Here is an 18,372-nt window from a genome sequence, read left to right on the forward strand (position 1 = left end):
AGGAGAGGATAGTATGGCTATGCTTGAAGTCAGGGACCTGGAAGTCTATTACGGCGTGATCCAGGCCATAAAAGGAATCTCCTTTGATGTGGACCAGGGAGAAATCGTGGCGCTGATCGGGGCCAACGGGGCAGGTAAGACAACAACCCTGCATACCATTACCGGGCTGATTAATGCAAAATCCGGTAAGATTGTTTATGAAGGTACGGATATAACCAAGGTTCCCGGATATAAGCTGGTGGGCATGGGAATCGCCCATGTGCCAGAGGGAAGACGTGTGTTCGCAACCCTCACCGTGCTTCAGAACCTGAAGATGGGAGCTTACACCAGGAAGGATAAGGAAGAGATGGAAGCAACCCTTAAGATGGTGTACAGCCGCTTCCCGCGCCTGGAGGAGCGTAAGAACCAGCCCGCAGGAACCCTGTCCGGCGGCGAGCAGCAGATGCTTGCCATGGGAAGGGCGCTTATGAGCCATCCCAGGATGATTGTCATGGATGAGCCTTCCATGGGCCTTTCCCCTATCTATGTGAATGAGATATTTGATATCATCCAGAAGATTAACGGGGACGGCACCACCGTGCTCCTGGTGGAGCAGAATGCCAAGAAGGCCCTGTCCATTGCGGATAAGGCGTATGTGCTTGAGACAGGGAACATTGCGCTCAGCGGCGATGCAAAAGAACTGATGAATAACGACCAGGTGAAGAAGGCATACCTGAGCGAATAAAGGATATAAAAAATGAATGAAAGGGAGCGGGATTGATACAGGATCCTGCTCCTTTCCATATTCTGAAATCCACTCTTGAAATCCCTGCATGATTGTGCTATATATAATTTACGGCCGGAATAAATATTTGAAAGGAGTGAGGCGATGCTTGACAGACAGGACTTGGAAATGATCCGTCTTGTTATGAAGGAAGAGATAACTGCATCAGAGATGCGCATGGAGGACCGGATGGATGCGCGGTTCGAGGAGCAGGAGAAGCGGATAGACGCGCGGTTTGCAGAACAGGAGAAGCGGATAGACGCCCGTTTTGAAGAACAGGAGAAACGGAACGATGCCCGTTTCGAAGAACAGGATGAGTGCTTTGGAAAACGGATGGAGATGCGGTTTGCCGAAGAACGTGAATGGCTGGAGAAGCATTTGGACAAGCGTTTTGCTGCGTCCGAGAACCTGATACTGGGCGAACTGGACCGTATCCATATTAAGCTTCAGGATCAGCTGGATGACATGAAGCAGAGACTGGACGAGATGACCGAGTATTACAGGATTAAGAAACTGGATGATATTAACGGGGCTCTTTTACTTCAGATGATACAGGAAGTGGAGCGCAGAGTGGAGGCCCTGGAAAAGAAATCAGCATAGCCAGCCCGGGAGTCAAACTTTGGCTGGCTTATATACCTATCTGTTTATCGGATTGATTCAATGGATTTGATGCCGTCTGCGGCAATTCTGGATTATATATCCCATATTCTCACTGGTAATTCAATAAAAAAACATCCGCAATTCTTTATCATACCCATAATTCCCTGTGCATATATTATAAAAGCATAGCAAGGGGGTATATTTATGGACAATTTTAATGTATACAAGGATATTCAAGCGAGAACAGGCGGAGAGATATACATAGGCGTGGTAGGTCCGGTGCGCACAGGTAAATCAACGTTCATCAAGCGGTTCATGGAGCTTTTGGTGCTTCCTGCAATGGAGGATGATAACCTGCGCAATTTAAGCCGTGATGAACTGCCCCAGAGTGCTGCCGGAAAGACCATAATGACAACAGAACCCAAGTTCATCCCCAAGGAAGCAGCCAAGATTAATCTGGCCGATGGGATTGAAGCCAAGGTAAGGCTGATTGACTGTGTGGGCTTCATGGTGGACGGGGCCGCAGGCCATGTGGAAAACGGCGAGGAACGCCTGGTGAAGACACCCTGGTTTGATTACGACATCCCTTTTACCCAGGCCGCGGAACTGGGAACCAGGAAGGTCATCAATGACCACTCCACCATAGGAATCGTGGTGACCACGGATGGCAGCATAGGGGAAATAAAACGTCCCGGATACATAGCGGCTGAGAAACAGACGGTTGATGAACTGAAAAAGCTTGGGAAACCATTCGTGGTCCTGCTCAATTCCATGAAGCCCTACTCCGATGAGACAGCCAAGCTGGCCAAGGAAATGTCGGAAGGATACGGTGTATCCGTGCTTCCGGTCAACTGCGAACAGCTGAAAAAGGATGATGTTTTCCATATCCTGGAGCGGGTATTGAAGGAATTCCCGGTCACGGAGATGGACTTCCATATTCCTAAGTGGCTGGAAATCCTTCCTGCCACCCACTGGCTGAAGGCACAGGTCATCCAGGCTGCCAGGGGGGTCATCCAGAAGGTCAGCCATATGAAGGATGTGGCCGGTGAACTGTCTGGACAGAACACGGACACCATACGCTCCATGAATGTAAAGAACATGCAGATGGCGGACGGACGGGTGGCCGTGCAGGTGGATATGGATGACAGCTATTATTACCAGATCCTCAGTGACTATGTGGGACTTCCCATTGAGGGGGAATACCAGCTGATGCAGACCTTAAGCAGCCTGGCCAATATGCAGAAGGAATACGAAAAGGTCCAGAACGCCCTGACCCAGGTACGTCTTAAGGGTTATGGGGTAGTGACGCCGGAACGCTCTGAGATTGTCCTGGATGAACCCCAGGTCATCAAGCATGGCAACAAGTATGGTGTGAAGATGAAGGCGGAAGCCCCCTCCATCAACCTGATTAAGGCCCATATAGAGACAGAGATTGCGCCAATCGTGGGCAGTGAACAGCAGGCCCAGGACCTGATTGCCTACATTAAGGAAAATGCCAGGGACAGCGATGACGGAATCTGGAACACCAACATTTTCGGTAAATCCATTGAGCAGATTGTGGAGGATGGGATTCAGGCAAAGGTCTCACAGATGACGGAAGACTGCCAGCTTAAGCTTCAGGATACCCTGCAGAAAATCATCAATGACAGCAACGGCGGGATGATATGCATCATTATCTGAAATCAACAGTTACCCGTCGGTGTGTTGAAAGCATGACAGGTTTCAGGAAATTGTGTAAATATAGCGATACTATTTGCATTCATACCGAGAACATGGTATACTGTAACCAGAATTGACAGAATATTTATGCGGCGGGACTATATTATACGCAGAGGGGAGAATGCAGATGAGACTAACATTTATCGGGGCGGATCATGAGGTGACTGGAAGCTGTCATTTTCTGGAAGTAGGGGAAACAAAGGTATTAATCGACTGTGGCATGGAACAGGGAAACAATGTCTATCAGAACGCGGAACTTCCTGTAAGCTACCGTGAAATCGACTATGTATTCCTGACCCATGCCCATATCGACCATGCGGGCATGCTGCCCTGGATTTATGCAAGGGGGTTCCGGGGCCGGGTGATAGCCACCTATGCAACCGTTGACCTGTGCAATATCATGCTGAAGGACAGCGCCCACATACAGGAGATGGAGGCCGAGTGGAAGAACCGAAAGGCGCGCCGCGCAGGCCGCACCGAGGTGGAGGCCCTTTATACCATGGAGGATGCCGAAGATGTGCTGAAGCATTTTGAAGGGGTGGCTTACGGGCAGGAATTCAAACTTAATGATAACCTGACCCTGCGTTTTACGGATGTGGGGCATCTGCTGGGATCTGCATCCATAGAGATATGGGCTTGCGAGGGAAGCCATACTAAAAAGATTGTATTCTCCGGGGACATCGGCAATAAGAATAAGCCCCTCATAAGGGATCCGCAGTATATTGACGAGGCGGATTATGTGGTGATGGAATCCACCTATGGCAACCGCTACCACAAAAAAGGCGTGAACCATGTGGAGAGCCTGGCCCGCATCATCCAGGAGACCCTGGACCGCAGCGGCAATGTGGTAATCCCTGCCTTTGCAGTGGGACGTACCCAGGAACTGCTGTATCTGATACGGCATATCAAGGATGAAAAGCTGGTCAAGGGACATGACGGCTTTGACGTCTATGTGGACAGCCCGCTGGCAGTGGAAGCCACCCATGTGTTTAAGGAAAACATGCTGGAATGTTATGACGATGAGACAAAGACGCTGGTGGAAAAGGGGATTAACCCCATTGACTTCCCTGGGCTTAAGCTTTCCATTACCAGTGAGGAATCGAAAAACATCAACTTCGATATGACGCCCAAGGTAATCATATCCGCGGCCGGTATGTGCGATGCGGGCCGTATCAGGCATCATCTGAAGCATAATCTCTGGAGGCCGGAATGCTCCATTGTCTTTGCCGGATACCAGGCAGAGGGGACCTTGGGGCGCCTGATTCAGGACGGTGCACAGACCGTGAAGATCTTTGGCGAGGAGATTGATGTAAGGGCCCATATTGAGAATATTGAAGGAATCAGCGGGCATGCTGACAGGGATGGCCTGCTTACATGGATATCCTCCTTTGAGAAACGGCCGGATTATGTGTTTGTGGTCCATGGCGATGAGGAGTCCTGCACCGCATTTGCGGATATGCTGGATACCCAGCTGAAACTGAAAGCCAGGGCGCCTTTTTCCGGTTCACAGTTTGACTTAATCAGGGGATGCTGGATTAAGGAAGCTGAGCCTGTACTGATTGAGAAAGAGACGGAAGCCAGACGCAGGGCAACGGGTGTCTATACACGTCTTGTGGATGCGGGGAAGCTTCTTATGGATGTGATTAACCGTAACCAGGGAGGGGCCAATAAGGATTTAACACATTTTACAGAACAGATACTGGCCCTCTGCGATAAATGGGCCAGATAAGGACAGTGAGGACAGGAGACAGTAATACATGAGTAAAGTACAGATTTATACGGATGGTTCAGCCAGAGGGAACCCTGACGGCCCGGGAGGCTATGGGGTAGTGCTGCGTTTCACGGACAATAAGGGACAGCTGCATGAGAAGACCCTGTCTGGCGGATACGTGCGCACGACCAACAACAGGATGGAGCTGATGGCTGCCATCATGGGACTGGAGACGCTGAACCGGCCGTGCCAGGTAGAGTTGTATTCCGATTCCAAGTACCTGACAGATGCATTTAACCAGAGATGGATTGACAGCTGGATTGCAAAGGGATGGAACCGCGGAAAAAGCGGTCCTGTCAAGAATATTGACCTGTGGAAACGGCTTCTGAAAGCCAAGGAGCCTCATCAGGTCACCTTTATCTGGGTAAAAGGACATGCAGGCCATCCGCAGAACGAGCGCTGCGACCAGCTGGCAACTTCGGCGGCTGACGGTGATGACCTGATGGTTGATGAGGGACTGGAAAGCTGATTTCTTACGTATCTCTTACAATCTATTACTCCTTTCATCTGCATATTCCCTTTCCTGTTTTTTTGTGATAATGTAGTGACAAGAACACAGCAGGGAAGTGTGACGATGAAGGATAAACGAATATGGATTGTAATTATCTGCATCCTGGTGATAGGGACCGGGGTCACCCATTATACCAAGTACTACGTAAAAAGCCAGGCAACAGCCATGGATACAGCAGCAACAACGGCTGGCGAGATGCCTGCAGGAGCACCTTCCCCTGCATCTGCATCTGAAGTGAAGGAAGAGGAACAGAAGGCAGGGAAAGCCGCAGAGGTTTCCGCCCCCATGGACAGGAGCCTCAGTGCTTCCCCGGCAGCAGGAGCCGGGCCAGGCGCCGCATATGCTTCCTCCCCTATGGAAGACAGGGCAGAAGCCCAAGCCGCGGCAGAGGAGACTGATGCATCGGATGAGGACGGTGTCCAGGCGGTCCAGATATATTCGGAAGATGAAGTGCCTGTGGAACAGATGCCCATATCACCGCTGACAGGTGCAAAAGAGACTGAATCAAAGATGCTCCTCACCATAGATTACAGGCAGCGCCTGATGGACCTGGATTCGCAGATACAGAAGATGCGCGAGCAGGAGACGGATTCCAATGTCTATTCCATCAAAACCTCAGCTGAAACCGAACTTAAGATGTGGGAAGGGGAACTGAATTCCATTTATAATGCACTCCTTGAGCTTCTGCCCCAGGAAGATGCGGCCAGGCTGGCTGCAGAACAGCAGGAGTGGCTGAAGACCAGGGAGACAAAGGCTGCAGAGAACACAGGTAAAAGCGGCGGTTCGGTGGAACGGATTGGATATGCGGCAACCCTGGCAAGCCTTACCAGGGACAGGGCGTATGAGCTGGCTGGCAGATATGAGCAGGCCAACGGCCTTCCTGCCCCGGTGGAAGAGGAAACCACGGATGCCGTATCCGGGCAGTAGGCGCTCACCCCGGTTATCTGATATGCCTGGCAGGGAAAGGGAATGCATAAAGTAATGGATAAGCGGGAAAACCAATGGAAAATCCTTGGTTTTCCCGCTTATTTTGTGAAGTGAGTCTTGATAAATATATACCAATATGGTAAAATGACGGTTATGTAATTTATGATGTGATGATATGGAGGAAGATAAAGTGAAAGAACCACAGTACCGCGGCGTGAATGAACTCCGCCGGATGTTCCTTGAATTTTTCGAGAGCAAGGGCCATCTTGCCATGAAGAGTTTTTCCCTTGTTCCGCATAATGATAACAGCCTGCTTTTAATCAATTCCGGTATGGCCCCTTTGAAGCCGTACTTCACCGGACAGGAGATTCCGCCGAGAAAACGCGTGACCACCTGCCAGAAGTGCATCCGTACCGGTGATATTGAGAATATCGGCAAGACTGCCAGACATGGTACTTTTTTTGAGATGCTGGGCAATTTCTCCTTTGGCGATTATTTTAAACATGAGGCAATTGCCTGGACCTGGGAGTTCCTGACGGAAGTGGTCGGCCTGGATGCTGACAGGCTGTATCCCAGCGTATACCTGGAGGATGACGAGGCGTTTGATATCTGGAACAAGGAGATTGGAATCCCGGCTGAACGCATTTTTAAGTTCGGCAAAGAGGACAACTTCTGGGAGCACGGATCCGGTCCATGCGGCCCCTGTTCCGAGGTATACTATGACAGAGGGGAACAGTATGGCTGCGGCAGCCCGGACTGTACGGTGGGCTGTGAGTGTGACCGCTATATAGAAGTGTGGAACAATGTATTTACTCAGTTTGATAATGACGGACATGGCCATTACACGGAGCTGGAGCATAAGAACATTGATACAGGCATGGGGCTGGAGCGTCTGGCCGTGGTGGTCCAGGGCGTGGATTCCCTGTTTACCGTGGACACCAACAAGGCCCTTCTTGACAGGGTTTGTGAACTGTCCCACACCGAATACCAGAAAGACCATGAGACAGATGTCTCCCTGCGTATTGTGGCAGACCATGTCAAGTCCTGTACCTTCATGATATCGGATGGAATCATGCCTTCCAATGAAGGCAGGGGGTATGTGCTCCGCCGTCTGCTGCGCAGGGCTGCCCGTCATGGAAGGAAGCTTGGGATTGAAGGCAGGTTCCTGGCAGAGCTTTCAAGGACAGTGATTGAACTCTGCAAGGATGGATATCCTGAACTGGAAGAAAAGCAGGTCATGATATTCAAGGTCCTGTCTGAGGAAGAGGATAAGTTTAACAAGACCATTGACCAGGGCCTTATGATTTTGGGCGAGATGGAAGAGGAGATGCAGAAGGAGGGCAGCAGGACACTGTCCGGGACCAATGCATTTAAACTGTACGATACCTATGGATTCCCGCTGGACCTGACCAAGGAAATCCTGGAGGAAAAGGGATACGGGGTGGATGAGGACGGCTTTGACGCTGCCATGAAGGAGCAGAAGGAAAAAGCCAGGAAGGCGCGCAAGACAACCAATTACATGGGCGCGGACGTGACCGTTTACCAGTCCATTGACCCTTCCATCACAACGGAATTCGTGGGTTATGATAAGCTCAGCGCGGTTTCAAGGATTACGGTGCTGACCACGGAGGATGAACTGGTCCAGGCTCTTACGGACGGACAGAAGGGAACCGTGATTGTAGGACAGACCCCATTCTATGGCACCATGGGCGGCCAGCAGGGCGATGTGGGTGTGATTGTCAATGAAAACGGTGAATTTAAAGTAGAAGATACCATACATCTCCAGGGCGGCAAGGTGGGCCATGTGGGTATAATGACAAAGGGTATGCTCAAGGTGGATGACAGCGTGACGCTTTCTGTCTGCGGGAAGAACCGCGCCCTTATCTGTAAGAACCACAGCGCCACCCACCTGTTGCAGAAGGCGCTCCGCCTGGTGCTGGGGGACCATGTGGAACAGGCCGGTTCCTATGTGGACGCGGGCAGGCTCCGTTTTGACTTCACCCACTTCTCAGCCATGACGCCTGAGGAAATTAAAAAGGTAGAGGCACTGGTCAACAAGGAGATTCAGGCATCCCTTCCGGTGGTGACTGAAATCATGACCCTGGAGGAGGCCAAGAAGACAGGTGCAATGGCCCTGTTCGGTGAGAAATACGGCGACTCCGTGCGCGTGGTTGAGATGGGGGATTTCTCCACAGAACTCTGCGGCGGCACCCATGTGGCGAATACCAACAATATCGCTTCCTTCAAGATCCTGTCAGAGGCAGGCATTGCCGCCGGTGTAAGGCGTATTGAAGCCCTTACCTCAGAAGGACTTATGAAGTATTATGAGGAAATGGAGGCAGGACTCCATGAGGCAGCCAAGGCAGCCAAGACAACGCCGGCAGCCCTTACCTCAAAGATCCACGCACTGTTAGATGAGATTAAGTCCCTGAATTCTGAGAATGAGAAATTAAAGAGCAGGCTGGCCAATGATTCCCTTGGGGACGTGATGAGCCAGGTGAAGGAAGTAAACGGCGTCAAGGTCCTGGCGTCCAGGGTATCAGGCGTGGATATGAACGGCCTGCGCAGCCTGGGGGACCAGTTAAAGGATAAATTGGGAGACGGCGTTGTGGTCCTTGTCTCCGAACAGGACGGCAAGGTAAACCTGATGGCTACTGCAACGGATGCCGTACAGAAGAAGGGAGCCCATGCAGGCAACCTGATTAAGGCAATCGCCGGTCTTGTGGGCGGCGGCGGAGGCGGCCGTCCGGGCATGGCCCAGGCAGGCGGAAAGAACCCGGCAGGCATTGAGGATGCCCTTAAGAAAGCAGTTGAAGTGGTGGAAGAACAGACGAAATAAGTCTTATCTTTAAAAAAATGCAAAATAACTGCAAGAAATATCATTTTTTTCTTGACGTACGGTATTTTTATGCTATAATCATAGCAGTGCTAAAAATACCCAAACAGTTGTATTATGCACAATTACACAACTGGAGGGAGGTTAGGTGTGAGCGATGTCAAACGTAATTGTTAAAGATAACGAGACCTTAGACAGTGCTTTGCGCAGATTCAAAAGAAACTGTGCGAAGGCTGGCATTCAGCAGGAAATTCGTAAGAGAGAGCATTACGAGAAGCCAAGCGTAAGACGTAAGAAAAAGTCTGAAGCTGCCCGTAAGCGTAAATTCAACTAATTCACAGCATGCACTGCGTGAGTCTGGTTGTCAGAGGTAAGTAAAATCAGCTGGCTGTTATGGAAACATAACAGCCAGCTGTTTTTGCCGTGCGCCCTGCGGCGCACGTTTTTTTAGTTTTTAAGTTCCTGCTTTTCCGGTCCGGGAATCCTTTATCTGCTCCTGTTCACCCAGGCCATATCAGTCCGCTTCCTTAAGGCTGCAGGAAGGCGTTGCCACCAGTGAATAGTTGGTGTGGTAGATAACAAAGCCGGGGGCTGAACCAGCCACCTTTTTAATATTCTTCTTCTGTATATAGTCAATCTCCACCTTATCATTATCCCGTCCCTTGGAATAATAGGCGGCCAGGGCGCCTGCTTCCTCAAACACCCGGTCCGGAAGGTCTGTTTTCCCCTCAGACTTAACAATCACATGGGAACCGGGGATTCCCTTGGCGTGGAACCACCAGTCATTGCCCGTGGCAACCTTGAAGGTCAGTTCCTCATTCTGGTAATTATTCTTGCCCACGTACATATGATATCCATCGGAAGAGATATAATGGAAGGGCCTGCTGGTAATCCTGGGCTTCTTGTCACCGGACCTGCGTTTCTTGATATAACCGTATTCCATCAGTTCCTCTTTAATCTGGACCAGGTCATCCTCCTTAAGGGCGATATCCAGGGCTGAACTAATGGATTCCAGGTGGTCAATCTCAGCCTTTGTCTCCTTTGTCAGGTCGGTTAAGGCTTCATAGGTACGTTTCAGCTTGTTATATTTGTCAAAATGCTTCTTGGCATTATCCTTGGCAGAAAGCTGGGAATCCAGGGGGACCGTGATTTCCTCATTGGTATAGTAATTCAGGCACCGGAGGGACTTCTCGCCGCCTTGAAGTTCATACCCATAAGTATTAAGGAGTTCCCCGTAGATACGGTATTTCTCGCGCTTCTCCGTGTCACCCAGCTGCTTTAGCTGCAGATCGTACTTTTTATAGTTGCGCTCCAGGGCTGTCTGGACAATCCTGCGAAGGTCCGAGGATTTCTGCCTGATCCTGGTCACCGTGTCCCGTGACGCATAATAATTTTCAAGAAGCGCGCTGATGGAGGCCACATGTTCCAAATGGTAATCAGCCCCTTCATAGCAGGTAAGGGGAAATGCGGCATATTCCACAGGTCCATCCACGTCATGGACAATGGCCGGTGAAAAGTTACCGTCCCGCACATCCTCCATCACCAGGCTGAAGGTATGGTACAGATGCACCAGCTCTGCCTCTGAAAGCTGATTGGCCGACTGGTCGGAATCAATGGAGGCCAGGTGGCAGATTTCCTCCGCCATAATGGGGCTGATTCCGGTAAGGCGGTTATACAGCGCCTTCTGCACGGTCATGGGGGCATTCCCCATCAGGCCTGCAAATTCCTCCTGGGAAACCGTAAGGGGATTCTCCTTAGCCACGGTCTGCGGTATGAAATACTCCCTGCCCGGCAGCACCTCGCGGACCGAGCTGACCTGGGCCGATACATGTTTGATGCTGTCGATGATGGTCTTATCCTCTTTACAGAAAATAATATTACTGTGCTTACCCATAATCTCCACAATCAGCTTCTTCCGGCACAGATCCCCCATCTCATCCAGATGTTCCAATTCAAACTCAATAATCCGTTCCAGCCCGGGCTGGCTGATACCCACAATCCGTGCGCTCCCGATATGCTTGCGCAGCAGCATGCAGAAATTCGGGGCAGTCATAGGGCTGGGCTTATTCTTATCCGTAAGATAAATCAGCGGCAGGCTTGCGCTGGCTGATATCTGAAGCCTGTAATTTTCCTTGTTATTCTTGATGGCGATAAGCAACTCATCCTTTTCCGGCTGGGCAATCTTAGAAATACGCCCTCCCTCCAGGGTATCCTTAAACTCATGCACCAGACTGGCAATGGTAATTCCGTCAAATGCCATAAAATCTCACTCCTGTCAGGCCCGATTTGGCATAAAGCAAAAAACAAAACCAAAATCACCCTTATGCCACGGCCATTGACTATAAGAATAACATAAAAAATCCAATAAGAAAAGGCCAACCTACGCCAGCTCCCCGAGCTTCCCCAAGCTATTTCCCCCATGCATGAAGATACAGCAATCAGAAACACCCAGTGGGTGAGGAAGGGAGCCGGAGGAGGGGGATGCATCCACAGGAGTGTTAGAATCCCTTAGGCTGTGGGAACCGGCGTTAAGAGGCAGGCGCCCTTTGTCTGAGCCCAATACCAAAATCCATGCGATAGCCAAAGCGCGAGTTTGGGCAGCCGGCCTCTTGTCCTTAGCCGGTTTCCAGAGCCTTAGGGATTCCCGCTCCGCAGCCGTATCCCCCTCCTCCGGCTCCCTTCCTCACGGACGGATGCACCTCCACCCGTCATCCCATACATCCCCACCCAATCATTTCCTTGACTTGAATCCCCAGATGAATTATAATACTATCTAACTATGGATAAAAGCGAAAGAGAGGCATTCGTTATGTTAAAAAGCATGACTGGTTTCGGCAGGTGCGAGAATATAACCGATGAATATAGGATTTCTGTCGAAATGAAAGCCGTGAATCACAGATATCTGGACTTGAGTATTAAGATGCCGAAGAAGTTTAATTATTTTGAAGCTTCCATCAGGACCCTTCTTAAGAAATACATCCAGAGGGGAAAGGTTGACCTGTTCATCAACTATGAGGACTATACAGAAGGCAACATGTGCCTTAAGTACAACCGGGCGCTGGCAGCTGAATATATGGATTATTTCAACAAGATGGCAGAAGAATTCAGCATACAGAACGATGTGAAGGTTTCCACACTGGCCAAGTTCCCTGAGGTATTTTCCATGGAGCAGGCGCCGGACGATGAGGAACATCTGTGGGGGATTCTGTCAGCGGCGCTTGAGGAGGCTGCGGTGAAGTTCGTGCAGTCCAGGGAGGTGGAAGGAGAACATTTAAAGAATGACCTTCTGGGCAAACTGGATTATATGACCGGCCTGGTGGATTACATTGAAGAGCGTTCACCACAGATACTGACAGAGTACAGGGCCAAGCTGGAGGCCAAGGTCCAGGAGCTGTTAAACGGCACAGCCATAGATGAGGGCCGGATTGCGGCGGAAGTTACCATTTATGCGGATAAAATCTGCGTGGATGAGGAGACGGTACGTCTGAGAAGCCATATTGAGAACACGAGGAAGGACCTGTTAAGCGGCGGGAGCGTTGGACGTAAGCTGGATTTCATTGCCCAGGAGATGAACCGGGAAGCCAACACCATCCTTTCCAAGTCCAGCGACCTGTCGATTTCGGACAAGGCCATTGCCCTTAAGACCGAGATAGAAAAGGTCAGGGAGCAGATACAGAATATCGAATAAAATGCAGCACGAAAGTCAGGAGAGTACACCATGAGCCATCAGGGAATATTAGTGGTTGTGTCCGGTTTTTCCGGTGCAGGCAAGGGAACACTTATGAAGGAGCTGCTGAAGCAATACGATAACTATGCGCTGTCCGTATCAGCCACCACAAGGCAGCCCAGGGAAGGCGAAAAGGACGGGGAGGATTATTTCTTTGTCACAAAGGAGCATTTCCAGCAGATGATTGAGGAGAACAGACTGGTGGAATATGCCCAGTATGTCAATCATTATTACGGAACCCCAAGGGATTATGTTGAGAAGAAGATGGCAGAAGGCAAGGATGTGATCCTGGAGATTGAAATCCAGGGCGCCCTGAAAGTCAAAAAGCGTTTTCCGGACGCGCTGCTTCTCTTTGTGACGCCTCCCAGTGCAGAGGAACTGCGCCGCCGTCTGGTTGGACGCGGCACGGAGACCATTGAGGTCATTAACGCAAGGCTGCGCCGCGCGGCAGAGGAGGCGGCAGGTATGGAGGCATATGATTATCTGCTGATTAACGATGAAATCCAGTCCTGTGTGGAGCAGATGCATCAGCTGATCCAGCTCCAGCACAATAAGACCTCCTATCACCTGGATTTCTTGAGCAGGATGCGGGAAGATTTATATCACTTGGATGACAGAAAATAAAATATAAAGATTGAAAGGGGAATGTAATATGTTACATCCATCATACACCGATTTAATTGACGTAGTTAACAGCGATATCGAGCCAGGAGAGCAGCCTGTGGTACAGAGCCGCTATTCCATTGTCATTGCAGCTTCCAGACGTGCCAGACAGATCATCGGGGGAGAAGACCCCATGGTAAGCGGCGCCGCAGGCAAGAAGCCGCTGTCCATAGCCATTGACGAACTGTACCACCAGAAGGTGAAAATCCTTCCGGAAGAGGAAAACCCATCTGAGGAAGATGAGAACCAGAACGCATAAAATCATAAGCCGTCTCCTGTACACCGCAGCAGGCAGGGTCATTCCCGGCACTGCGGGCACAGCAGAGATGGCTTAAATGTTCATTAGGAGTAAATTTGACATATGGAAAACATGAAATTATTTTGCGTGTCCCTGGGATGCGATAAGAACCTTGTGGATACGGAGAAAATGCTGGGACTGCTGGGCGGGACCGGTTTTACATTTACAGATGATGAGATGGAAGCGGATGTAATCCTGGTCAACACATGCTGCTTTATCGGCGACGCCAAGGAGGAAAGTGTGAATACCATCCTGGAAGTGGCGCGTTTAAAGGAAGAAGGGGCCTGCAGGGCCTTGATCGTGACAGGCTGCCTGGCCCAGCGATATAAGCAGGAAATCCTGGATGAGATTCCTGAGGTGGATGCCATCCTGGGCACCACGTCCTATGAGGATGTGGCTGGGATTGTGAAACAGGTGCTGGAGGGCAAGGGAATCACCCATCTGACCAGCTTCCATGACCTGGGGGAACTTCCTGACACCCAGGCGGGACGGGTAGTGACCACGGGCGGATATTATGCGTTCTTAAAAATAGCGGAAGGATGTGATAAGCGCTGTACCTACTGCATCATCCCCTATCTGAGGGGGCCTTACCGCAGTGTGCCCATGGAGCAGCTTCTGGAGGAAGCCAGGCAGCTGGCCAGCGGCGGGGTAAAGGAACTGATCCTGGTAGCCCAGGAGACCACCCTTTACGGCAAGGATATCTATGGTGGGAAGTCCCTTCCAAAGCTGCTGCATGAGCTGGCGCAGATTCCGGGCATCCAGTGGATACGGATCCAGTACTGTTATCCGGAAGAGATTACGGACGAGCTGATTGAAGCCATACGCTCAGAAGAAAAGGTCTGTCATTATCTGGACATCCCAATCCAGCACGCCAGCAACCGGATCCTTAAGCGCATGGGGCGAAGGACCAACCGTGAGGAACTGACGGAACGCATTGCGAAGCTGCGAAAGGAGATACCGGATATAGCGCTGCGCACCACCATGATTTCCGGGTTCCCGGGGGAGACCCAGGCAGACCATGAGGAGCTGATGGACTTTGTCAATGAGATGGAATTTGAACGGCTGGGGGTATTTGCCTATTCCGCGGAGGAGGACACCCCTGCATATTCTTATCCGGACCAGGTGCCCCAGGAGGTGAAGGAGGAACGCAGGGATGAAATCATGGAACTGCAGCAGGACATTGCCTTTGGACACTGTGAGGATATGGTGGGACGTATCCTGACCGTGCTGATTGAAGGGAAGGTGGTGGATGAGCCTGTCTATGTGGGAAGGACTTATATGGACGCACCGGGTGTGGACGGACTTATATTTGTGAATGCTGAGATGGAACTGATGTCTGGCGACTTTGTAAGGGTAAAGGTGACCGGAGCCGCTGAATATGATCTGATAGGAGAGGTGTACGATGAATCTGCCCAATAAACTGACGATTGTAAGAGTGTGTTTGATTCCTTTTTTTGTAGCTGCACTGCTGTTTGACCATGGCAATAACTATACCATGCGTATTGTTGCCAATGTCCTGTTCATCATTGCCAGCCTTACGGACCTGTTTGACGGCAAGATTGCCCGCAAATACAACATGGTCACTAACTTTGGCAAGTTCATGGACCCCCTTGCGGATAAGCTTCTGGTGTGTTCCGCCCTTATCTGCCTGATTGAACTGGGACAGCTCCCTGCCTGGGTCGTGATTGTGATCATCAGCCGCGAGTTCATCATCAGCGGCTTCCGTCTGGTCGCGGCTGACAACGGCGTGGTGATTGCCGCCAGCTACTGGGGCAAGTTCAAGACCACCTTCCAGATGATTGCGGTCATCCTGCTGATATTTGATATCCCGGCCCTGCGCCTGGTTGCCAATATAACCGTGGTGATTGCAGTGGCCCTGACCATCATCTCACTGGTGGACTATGTGGCCAAGAATTACAGGATTCTCACTGAGGGAGGCATGTAGGATGACGGCGGAACTGATTTCAGTGGGCACCGAACTGCTGATGGGGAACATTGTGAACAGCAACACCCAGTTCCTGGCGGAGAAGTGTGCCCTTCTTGGATTTGATATGTATTACCAGGTGACAGTGGGGGATAATTACGGACGGATGAAGGCTGTGATTGAGACAGCCCTCAAACGGTCGGACCTTATCATACTGACCGGGGGCCTCGGCCCCACGGAAGATGACCTGACAAAGGAAGTATGCGCTGAGGCCATGGGCATGGAGCTGGTGGAAGACCCGCATACAAGGAAGCATCTGGAAGCATTTTTTGTCAACAATATATACAAGGAGATACCTGATAACAATTGGAAGATGGCTGCCGTCCCAAAGGGGGCGCTGGTCCTTGATAACCATAACGGCATGGCACCGGGACTGATCCTGGAACGGGACAACAAGACCGCCATCCTGCTGCCGGGGCCTCCGGGAGAACTGTACCCCATGTTCAATGACCAGGTGTTCCCGTGGCTTCAGAAGCGCCAGCAGTCCGTCCTTGTATCCAGGATGGTAAAAATCTGCGGATGCGGCGAGAGCCAGGTGGAGGATATGATCCTGGACCTGATTGACAGCCAGACCAACCCTACCATTGCAACGTATGCCAAGACCGCTGAAGTGCATCTGCGCATCACGGCCAGGGCTGGGGACAGGGAACAGGCCGAGGCGCTGATTGAACCGGTGCTGGAGGAAATCAGCAGGCGGTTCAAGGAGAAAATCTATACCACGGATGAGAAGGTCAGCCTGGAGATGGCTGTGGTTGAGCTGTTAAAGAAGCATAAGCTTACCATGTCAACGGCTGAATCCTGTACAGGAGGCATGGTTGCAGCTAAGCTGGTCAATGTTTCCGGCGTGTCCCAGGTGTTCATGCAGGGCATGGTCACCTATTCCAATGAAGCCAAGATGCGTCTTCTGGGAGTGAAGGAAGAGACACTTAGGGCTTACGGGGCAGTCAGCGCGCAGACAGCCGCTGAGATGGCGGCAGGAGGCGCTGCCATGAGCCGGACCGATGTCTGCGTGGCCATCACAGGCCTTGCCGGGCCGGACGGCGGCACGGATAAGAAACAGGTGGGACTTGTATATATGGCATGCTGTCTTAAGGGAAAGGTAACGGTGCAGGAATATCATTTTAAGGGAAACAGGGATAAGATACGGGAACAATCCATGATGAAGGCCCTTGATCTGGTGCGTCTGTGTATATTAGAACAGGGAGATTGTTGACATTGCAGACAAAAAGAATGAAACGACAGCTTTCAGCGGCCTGCCATTATTCCTATACACGGCTGGCCCTGAATTATTATATGTATTATGAGACTTCGCTGGAGGACTCATTACTGGACAACAGGCTGGAGCCGCTTAACGCGGCTTTTCACGGCCTGCTGCGGGGATTCCTGGATGGAACCTGCCCAGAGGACGCCCTGGAGGAACTGAGGAACCAGGTGGCGGCGGAGATGGAGACAGCCACTGCCTATACCGATGCATTCCAGGCATACGAATATGTGCTGAACCGGCTGGAGGGGAGGTTTGCGCCTCAGCCAGTGGGAAATATGGCGGGGGAAGACCACGATGAAGCCATGACGGAACGCATCATGGGCTATATCACGGATTCGCAGGATGCCATGACGGTGAATGAACGGATCCGTTCTGTCCTTGGGCAGCTTCCGGTCCGTCTGACCAGGAATAAATTCTTTTCACTGGTGGAGGAAGGGCTTTCGGTATACCGCGGCAGTACCAGGGAAAGCCTGGATGATATGTTCTATATCCTGCGCTCCGAGGCCCTGCTGTATGTTCCTGCCGATATGGTGACCGGTTACGAGGAGCTGCATTCCATCCTGGAGGAGTTAAGGACAGCGGACTACCGGTCCATGACACCGGAATCCTACCGGCACCTTACGGATGAGATGAAGCGGGCCGGCCATATGCTGATGGACGACACGGCAGAGCTGATGCTTCTGATGGAGCTGGTGAATGACCTGTATGTGCTTTTTATCTCCAGGGACAGCGCCATGATGGAGGTTTCCGAAGAACAGTGCCTGAACCGGATCCTTTCAGGAATCCTGTCTTTATTTGAGGCGGGAACGGATGCACCTATCCCGGATGGGATTACAGGGCTTTTGGACAGGCTGGAAGGACGCCAGGAAGCTTATTTTGAACAGTGGATGGAGGACGGGCTTTCGTCCGGTGAACTGAGGGATATAAAAGGCCAGGAGGGCGAAGCCTCAAAGCTATATAAGGTGGAGATGCTCCTGTCAGGAAGTTCCTTCATGTCCCTTGTGTCTGCCGGACAGGAGTCAGGGGAGCTTGTGGACCAGGCAATGCTTTCAGCAGCAGCCAGCCGGTTCTTTGAAGAGTTTTCCTCTGCCTTTGAGGGGCAGCCAAGAGTGCTGGTGCGTGCCGTCATGGCCAAGGTCCTTTCCAGCCTTCCGGTATTCTTCCAGTCGCTGGATGAGGTACGGGAATATATCAGGAACAGTCTGGAAAGCTGTACGGATTACATGGAAAAGGCAATTACCATGAAGCTGATCACAGACATGATGGAGCAGGATGACCTGGATCCGGATGATATATTTTAGGCGCATTG

At 51.2% G+C, this 18,372-nt stretch carries 16 protein-coding genes; 15 read left to right on the forward strand and 1 reads right to left on the reverse strand.

Annotated features, from left to right (window positions below; all coding sequences use genetic code 11):
• Positions 1–13 precede the first annotated feature (13 nt).
• The 8 genes from MCJ35_RS08620 (at position 14) to rpsU (ending at position 9,461) form a co-directional block, all read left to right on the forward strand.
• Complete coding sequence (locus tag MCJ35_RS08620) at positions 14–724, forward strand: ABC transporter ATP-binding protein (protein WP_025482044.1); 711 nt, start codon at positions 14–16, stop codon at positions 722–724.
• A gap of 144 nt (positions 725–868) precedes the next feature.
• On the forward strand, positions 869–1,363 hold the full coding sequence (locus MCJ35_RS08625; protein WP_008725460.1) for a hypothetical protein: 495 nt from the start codon (positions 869–871) through the stop codon (positions 1,361–1,363).
• A gap of 204 nt (positions 1,364–1,567) precedes the next feature.
• Positions 1,568–3,043 carry a stage IV sporulation protein A gene (spoIVA, locus tag MCJ35_RS08630; protein ID WP_008725461.1) on the forward strand — a complete coding sequence of 492 codons (1,476 nt, stop codon included), beginning with the start codon at positions 1,568–1,570 and terminating at the stop codon, positions 3,041–3,043.
• A gap of 160 nt (positions 3,044–3,203) precedes the next feature.
• Complete coding sequence (locus MCJ35_RS08635) at positions 3,204–4,811, forward strand: MBL fold metallo-hydrolase RNA specificity domain-containing protein (RefSeq protein ID WP_025482042.1); 1,608 nt, start codon at positions 3,204–3,206, stop codon at positions 4,809–4,811.
• 28 nt (positions 4,812–4,839) lie between these two features.
• The gene (rnhA, locus tag MCJ35_RS08640) at positions 4,840–5,322 is read left to right on the forward strand and encodes a ribonuclease HI (RefSeq protein ID WP_025482040.1); all 483 of its coding nucleotides are present in this window, start codon (positions 4,840–4,842) and stop codon (positions 5,320–5,322) included.
• Between the two features lie 105 nt (positions 5,323–5,427).
• Complete coding sequence (locus tag MCJ35_RS08645) at positions 5,428–6,291, forward strand: lysozyme inhibitor LprI family protein (RefSeq protein WP_025482039.1); 864 nt, start codon at positions 5,428–5,430, stop codon at positions 6,289–6,291.
• A gap of 190 nt (positions 6,292–6,481) precedes the next feature.
• On the forward strand, positions 6,482–9,130 hold the full coding sequence (alaS, locus tag MCJ35_RS08650) for an alanine--tRNA ligase (protein ID WP_025482038.1): 2,649 nt from the start codon (positions 6,482–6,484) through the stop codon (positions 9,128–9,130).
• A 154-nt stretch (positions 9,131–9,284) separates the two neighbouring features.
• The gene (gene rpsU, locus MCJ35_RS08655) at positions 9,285–9,461 is read left to right on the forward strand and encodes a 30S ribosomal protein S21 (RefSeq protein WP_004613829.1); all 177 of its coding nucleotides are present in this window, start codon (positions 9,285–9,287) and stop codon (positions 9,459–9,461) included.
• 180 nt (positions 9,462–9,641) lie between these two features.
• Here rpsU and MCJ35_RS08660 read toward each other — a convergent pair whose 3' ends face one another.
• Positions 9,642–11,387 carry an Rqc2 family fibronectin-binding protein gene (locus MCJ35_RS08660; protein WP_227794931.1) on the reverse strand — a complete coding sequence of 582 codons (1,746 nt, stop codon included), beginning with the start codon at positions 11,385–11,387 and terminating at the stop codon, positions 9,642–9,644.
• 549 nt (positions 11,388–11,936) lie between these two features.
• Between MCJ35_RS08660 and MCJ35_RS08665 the strand changes: the two genes are divergently transcribed.
• From MCJ35_RS08665 to MCJ35_RS08695, 7 genes are all read left to right on the forward strand, one after another.
• On the forward strand, positions 11,937–12,815 hold the full coding sequence (locus MCJ35_RS08665) for a YicC/YloC family endoribonuclease (protein ID WP_008725474.1): 879 nt from the start codon (positions 11,937–11,939) through the stop codon (positions 12,813–12,815).
• Positions 12,816–12,845: 30 nt separating this feature from the next.
• A complete protein-coding gene (gmk, locus tag MCJ35_RS08670) occupies positions 12,846–13,478 on the forward strand; it encodes a guanylate kinase (RefSeq protein WP_008725477.1) in 633 nt (210 codons plus the stop codon).
• A gap of 28 nt (positions 13,479–13,506) precedes the next feature.
• Positions 13,507–13,776: a DNA-directed RNA polymerase subunit omega gene (gene rpoZ / locus MCJ35_RS08675; RefSeq protein WP_008725479.1), complete on the forward strand. Its 270-nt coding sequence runs from the start codon at positions 13,507–13,509 to the stop codon at positions 13,774–13,776.
• 102 nt (positions 13,777–13,878) lie between these two features.
• A complete protein-coding gene (gene rimO, locus MCJ35_RS08680) occupies positions 13,879–15,234 on the forward strand; it encodes a 30S ribosomal protein S12 methylthiotransferase RimO (RefSeq protein ID WP_025482036.1) in 1,356 nt (451 codons plus the stop codon).
• Positions 15,218–15,760: a CDP-diacylglycerol--glycerol-3-phosphate 3-phosphatidyltransferase gene (pgsA, locus tag MCJ35_RS08685; protein ID WP_008725482.1), complete on the forward strand. Its 543-nt coding sequence runs from the start codon at positions 15,218–15,220 to the stop codon at positions 15,758–15,760. The genes rimO and pgsA overlap by 17 nt, the downstream gene beginning before the upstream one ends.
• 1 nt (position 15,761) lies before the next feature.
• The gene (locus tag MCJ35_RS08690; protein WP_025482035.1) at positions 15,762–17,012 is read left to right on the forward strand and encodes a competence/damage-inducible protein A; all 1,251 of its coding nucleotides are present in this window, start codon (positions 15,762–15,764) and stop codon (positions 17,010–17,012) included.
• Between the two features lie 2 nt (positions 17,013–17,014).
• Complete coding sequence (locus MCJ35_RS08695; RefSeq protein WP_025482034.1) at positions 17,015–18,364, forward strand: hypothetical protein; 1,350 nt, start codon at positions 17,015–17,017, stop codon at positions 18,362–18,364.
• Positions 18,365–18,372: the final 8 nt, after the last annotated feature.

The organism is Enterocloster sp. OA13, from assembly GCF_022440595.1.
Classification (GTDB): Bacteria; Bacillota; Clostridia; order Lachnospirales; family Lachnospiraceae; genus Enterocloster; species Enterocloster hominis.

Bases quoted from the DNA above. Each gene is read 5' to 3' on its own strand.
- rpoZ (WP_008725479.1), top strand. From the start codon at position 13,507: ATGTTACATCCATCATACACCGATTTAATTGACGTAGTTAACAGCGAT.
- MCJ35_RS08645 (WP_025482039.1), top strand. From the start codon at position 5,428: ATGAAGGATAAACGAATATGGATTGTAATTATCTGCATCCTGGTGATA.
- MCJ35_RS08665 (WP_008725474.1), top strand. From the start codon at position 11,937: ATGTTAAAAAGCATGACTGGTTTCGGCAGGTGCGAGAATATAACCGAT.
- MCJ35_RS08690 (WP_025482035.1), top strand. From the start codon at position 15,762: ATGACGGCGGAACTGATTTCAGTGGGCACCGAACTGCTGATGGGGAAC.
- rnhA (WP_025482040.1), top strand. From the start codon at position 4,840: ATGAGTAAAGTACAGATTTATACGGATGGTTCAGCCAGAGGGAACCCT.
- pgsA (WP_008725482.1), top strand. From the start codon at position 15,218: ATGAATCTGCCCAATAAACTGACGATTGTAAGAGTGTGTTTGATTCCT.
- MCJ35_RS08625 (WP_008725460.1), top strand. From the start codon at position 869: ATGCTTGACAGACAGGACTTGGAAATGATCCGTCTTGTTATGAAGGAA.
- gmk (WP_008725477.1), top strand. From the start codon at position 12,846: ATGAGCCATCAGGGAATATTAGTGGTTGTGTCCGGTTTTTCCGGTGCA.
- MCJ35_RS08660 (WP_227794931.1), bottom strand. From the start codon at position 11,387: ATGGCATTTGACGGAATTACCATTGCCAGTCTGGTGCATGAGTTTAAG.
- MCJ35_RS08635 (WP_025482042.1), top strand. From the start codon at position 3,204: ATGCAGATGAGACTAACATTTATCGGGGCGGATCATGAGGTGACTGGA.
- rpsU (WP_004613829.1), top strand. From the start codon at position 9,285: ATGTCAAACGTAATTGTTAAAGATAACGAGACCTTAGACAGTGCTTTG.
- rimO (WP_025482036.1), top strand. From the start codon at position 13,879: ATGGAAAACATGAAATTATTTTGCGTGTCCCTGGGATGCGATAAGAAC.
- spoIVA (WP_008725461.1), top strand. From the start codon at position 1,568: ATGGACAATTTTAATGTATACAAGGATATTCAAGCGAGAACAGGCGGA.
- MCJ35_RS08620 (WP_025482044.1), top strand. From the start codon at position 14: ATGGCTATGCTTGAAGTCAGGGACCTGGAAGTCTATTACGGCGTGATC.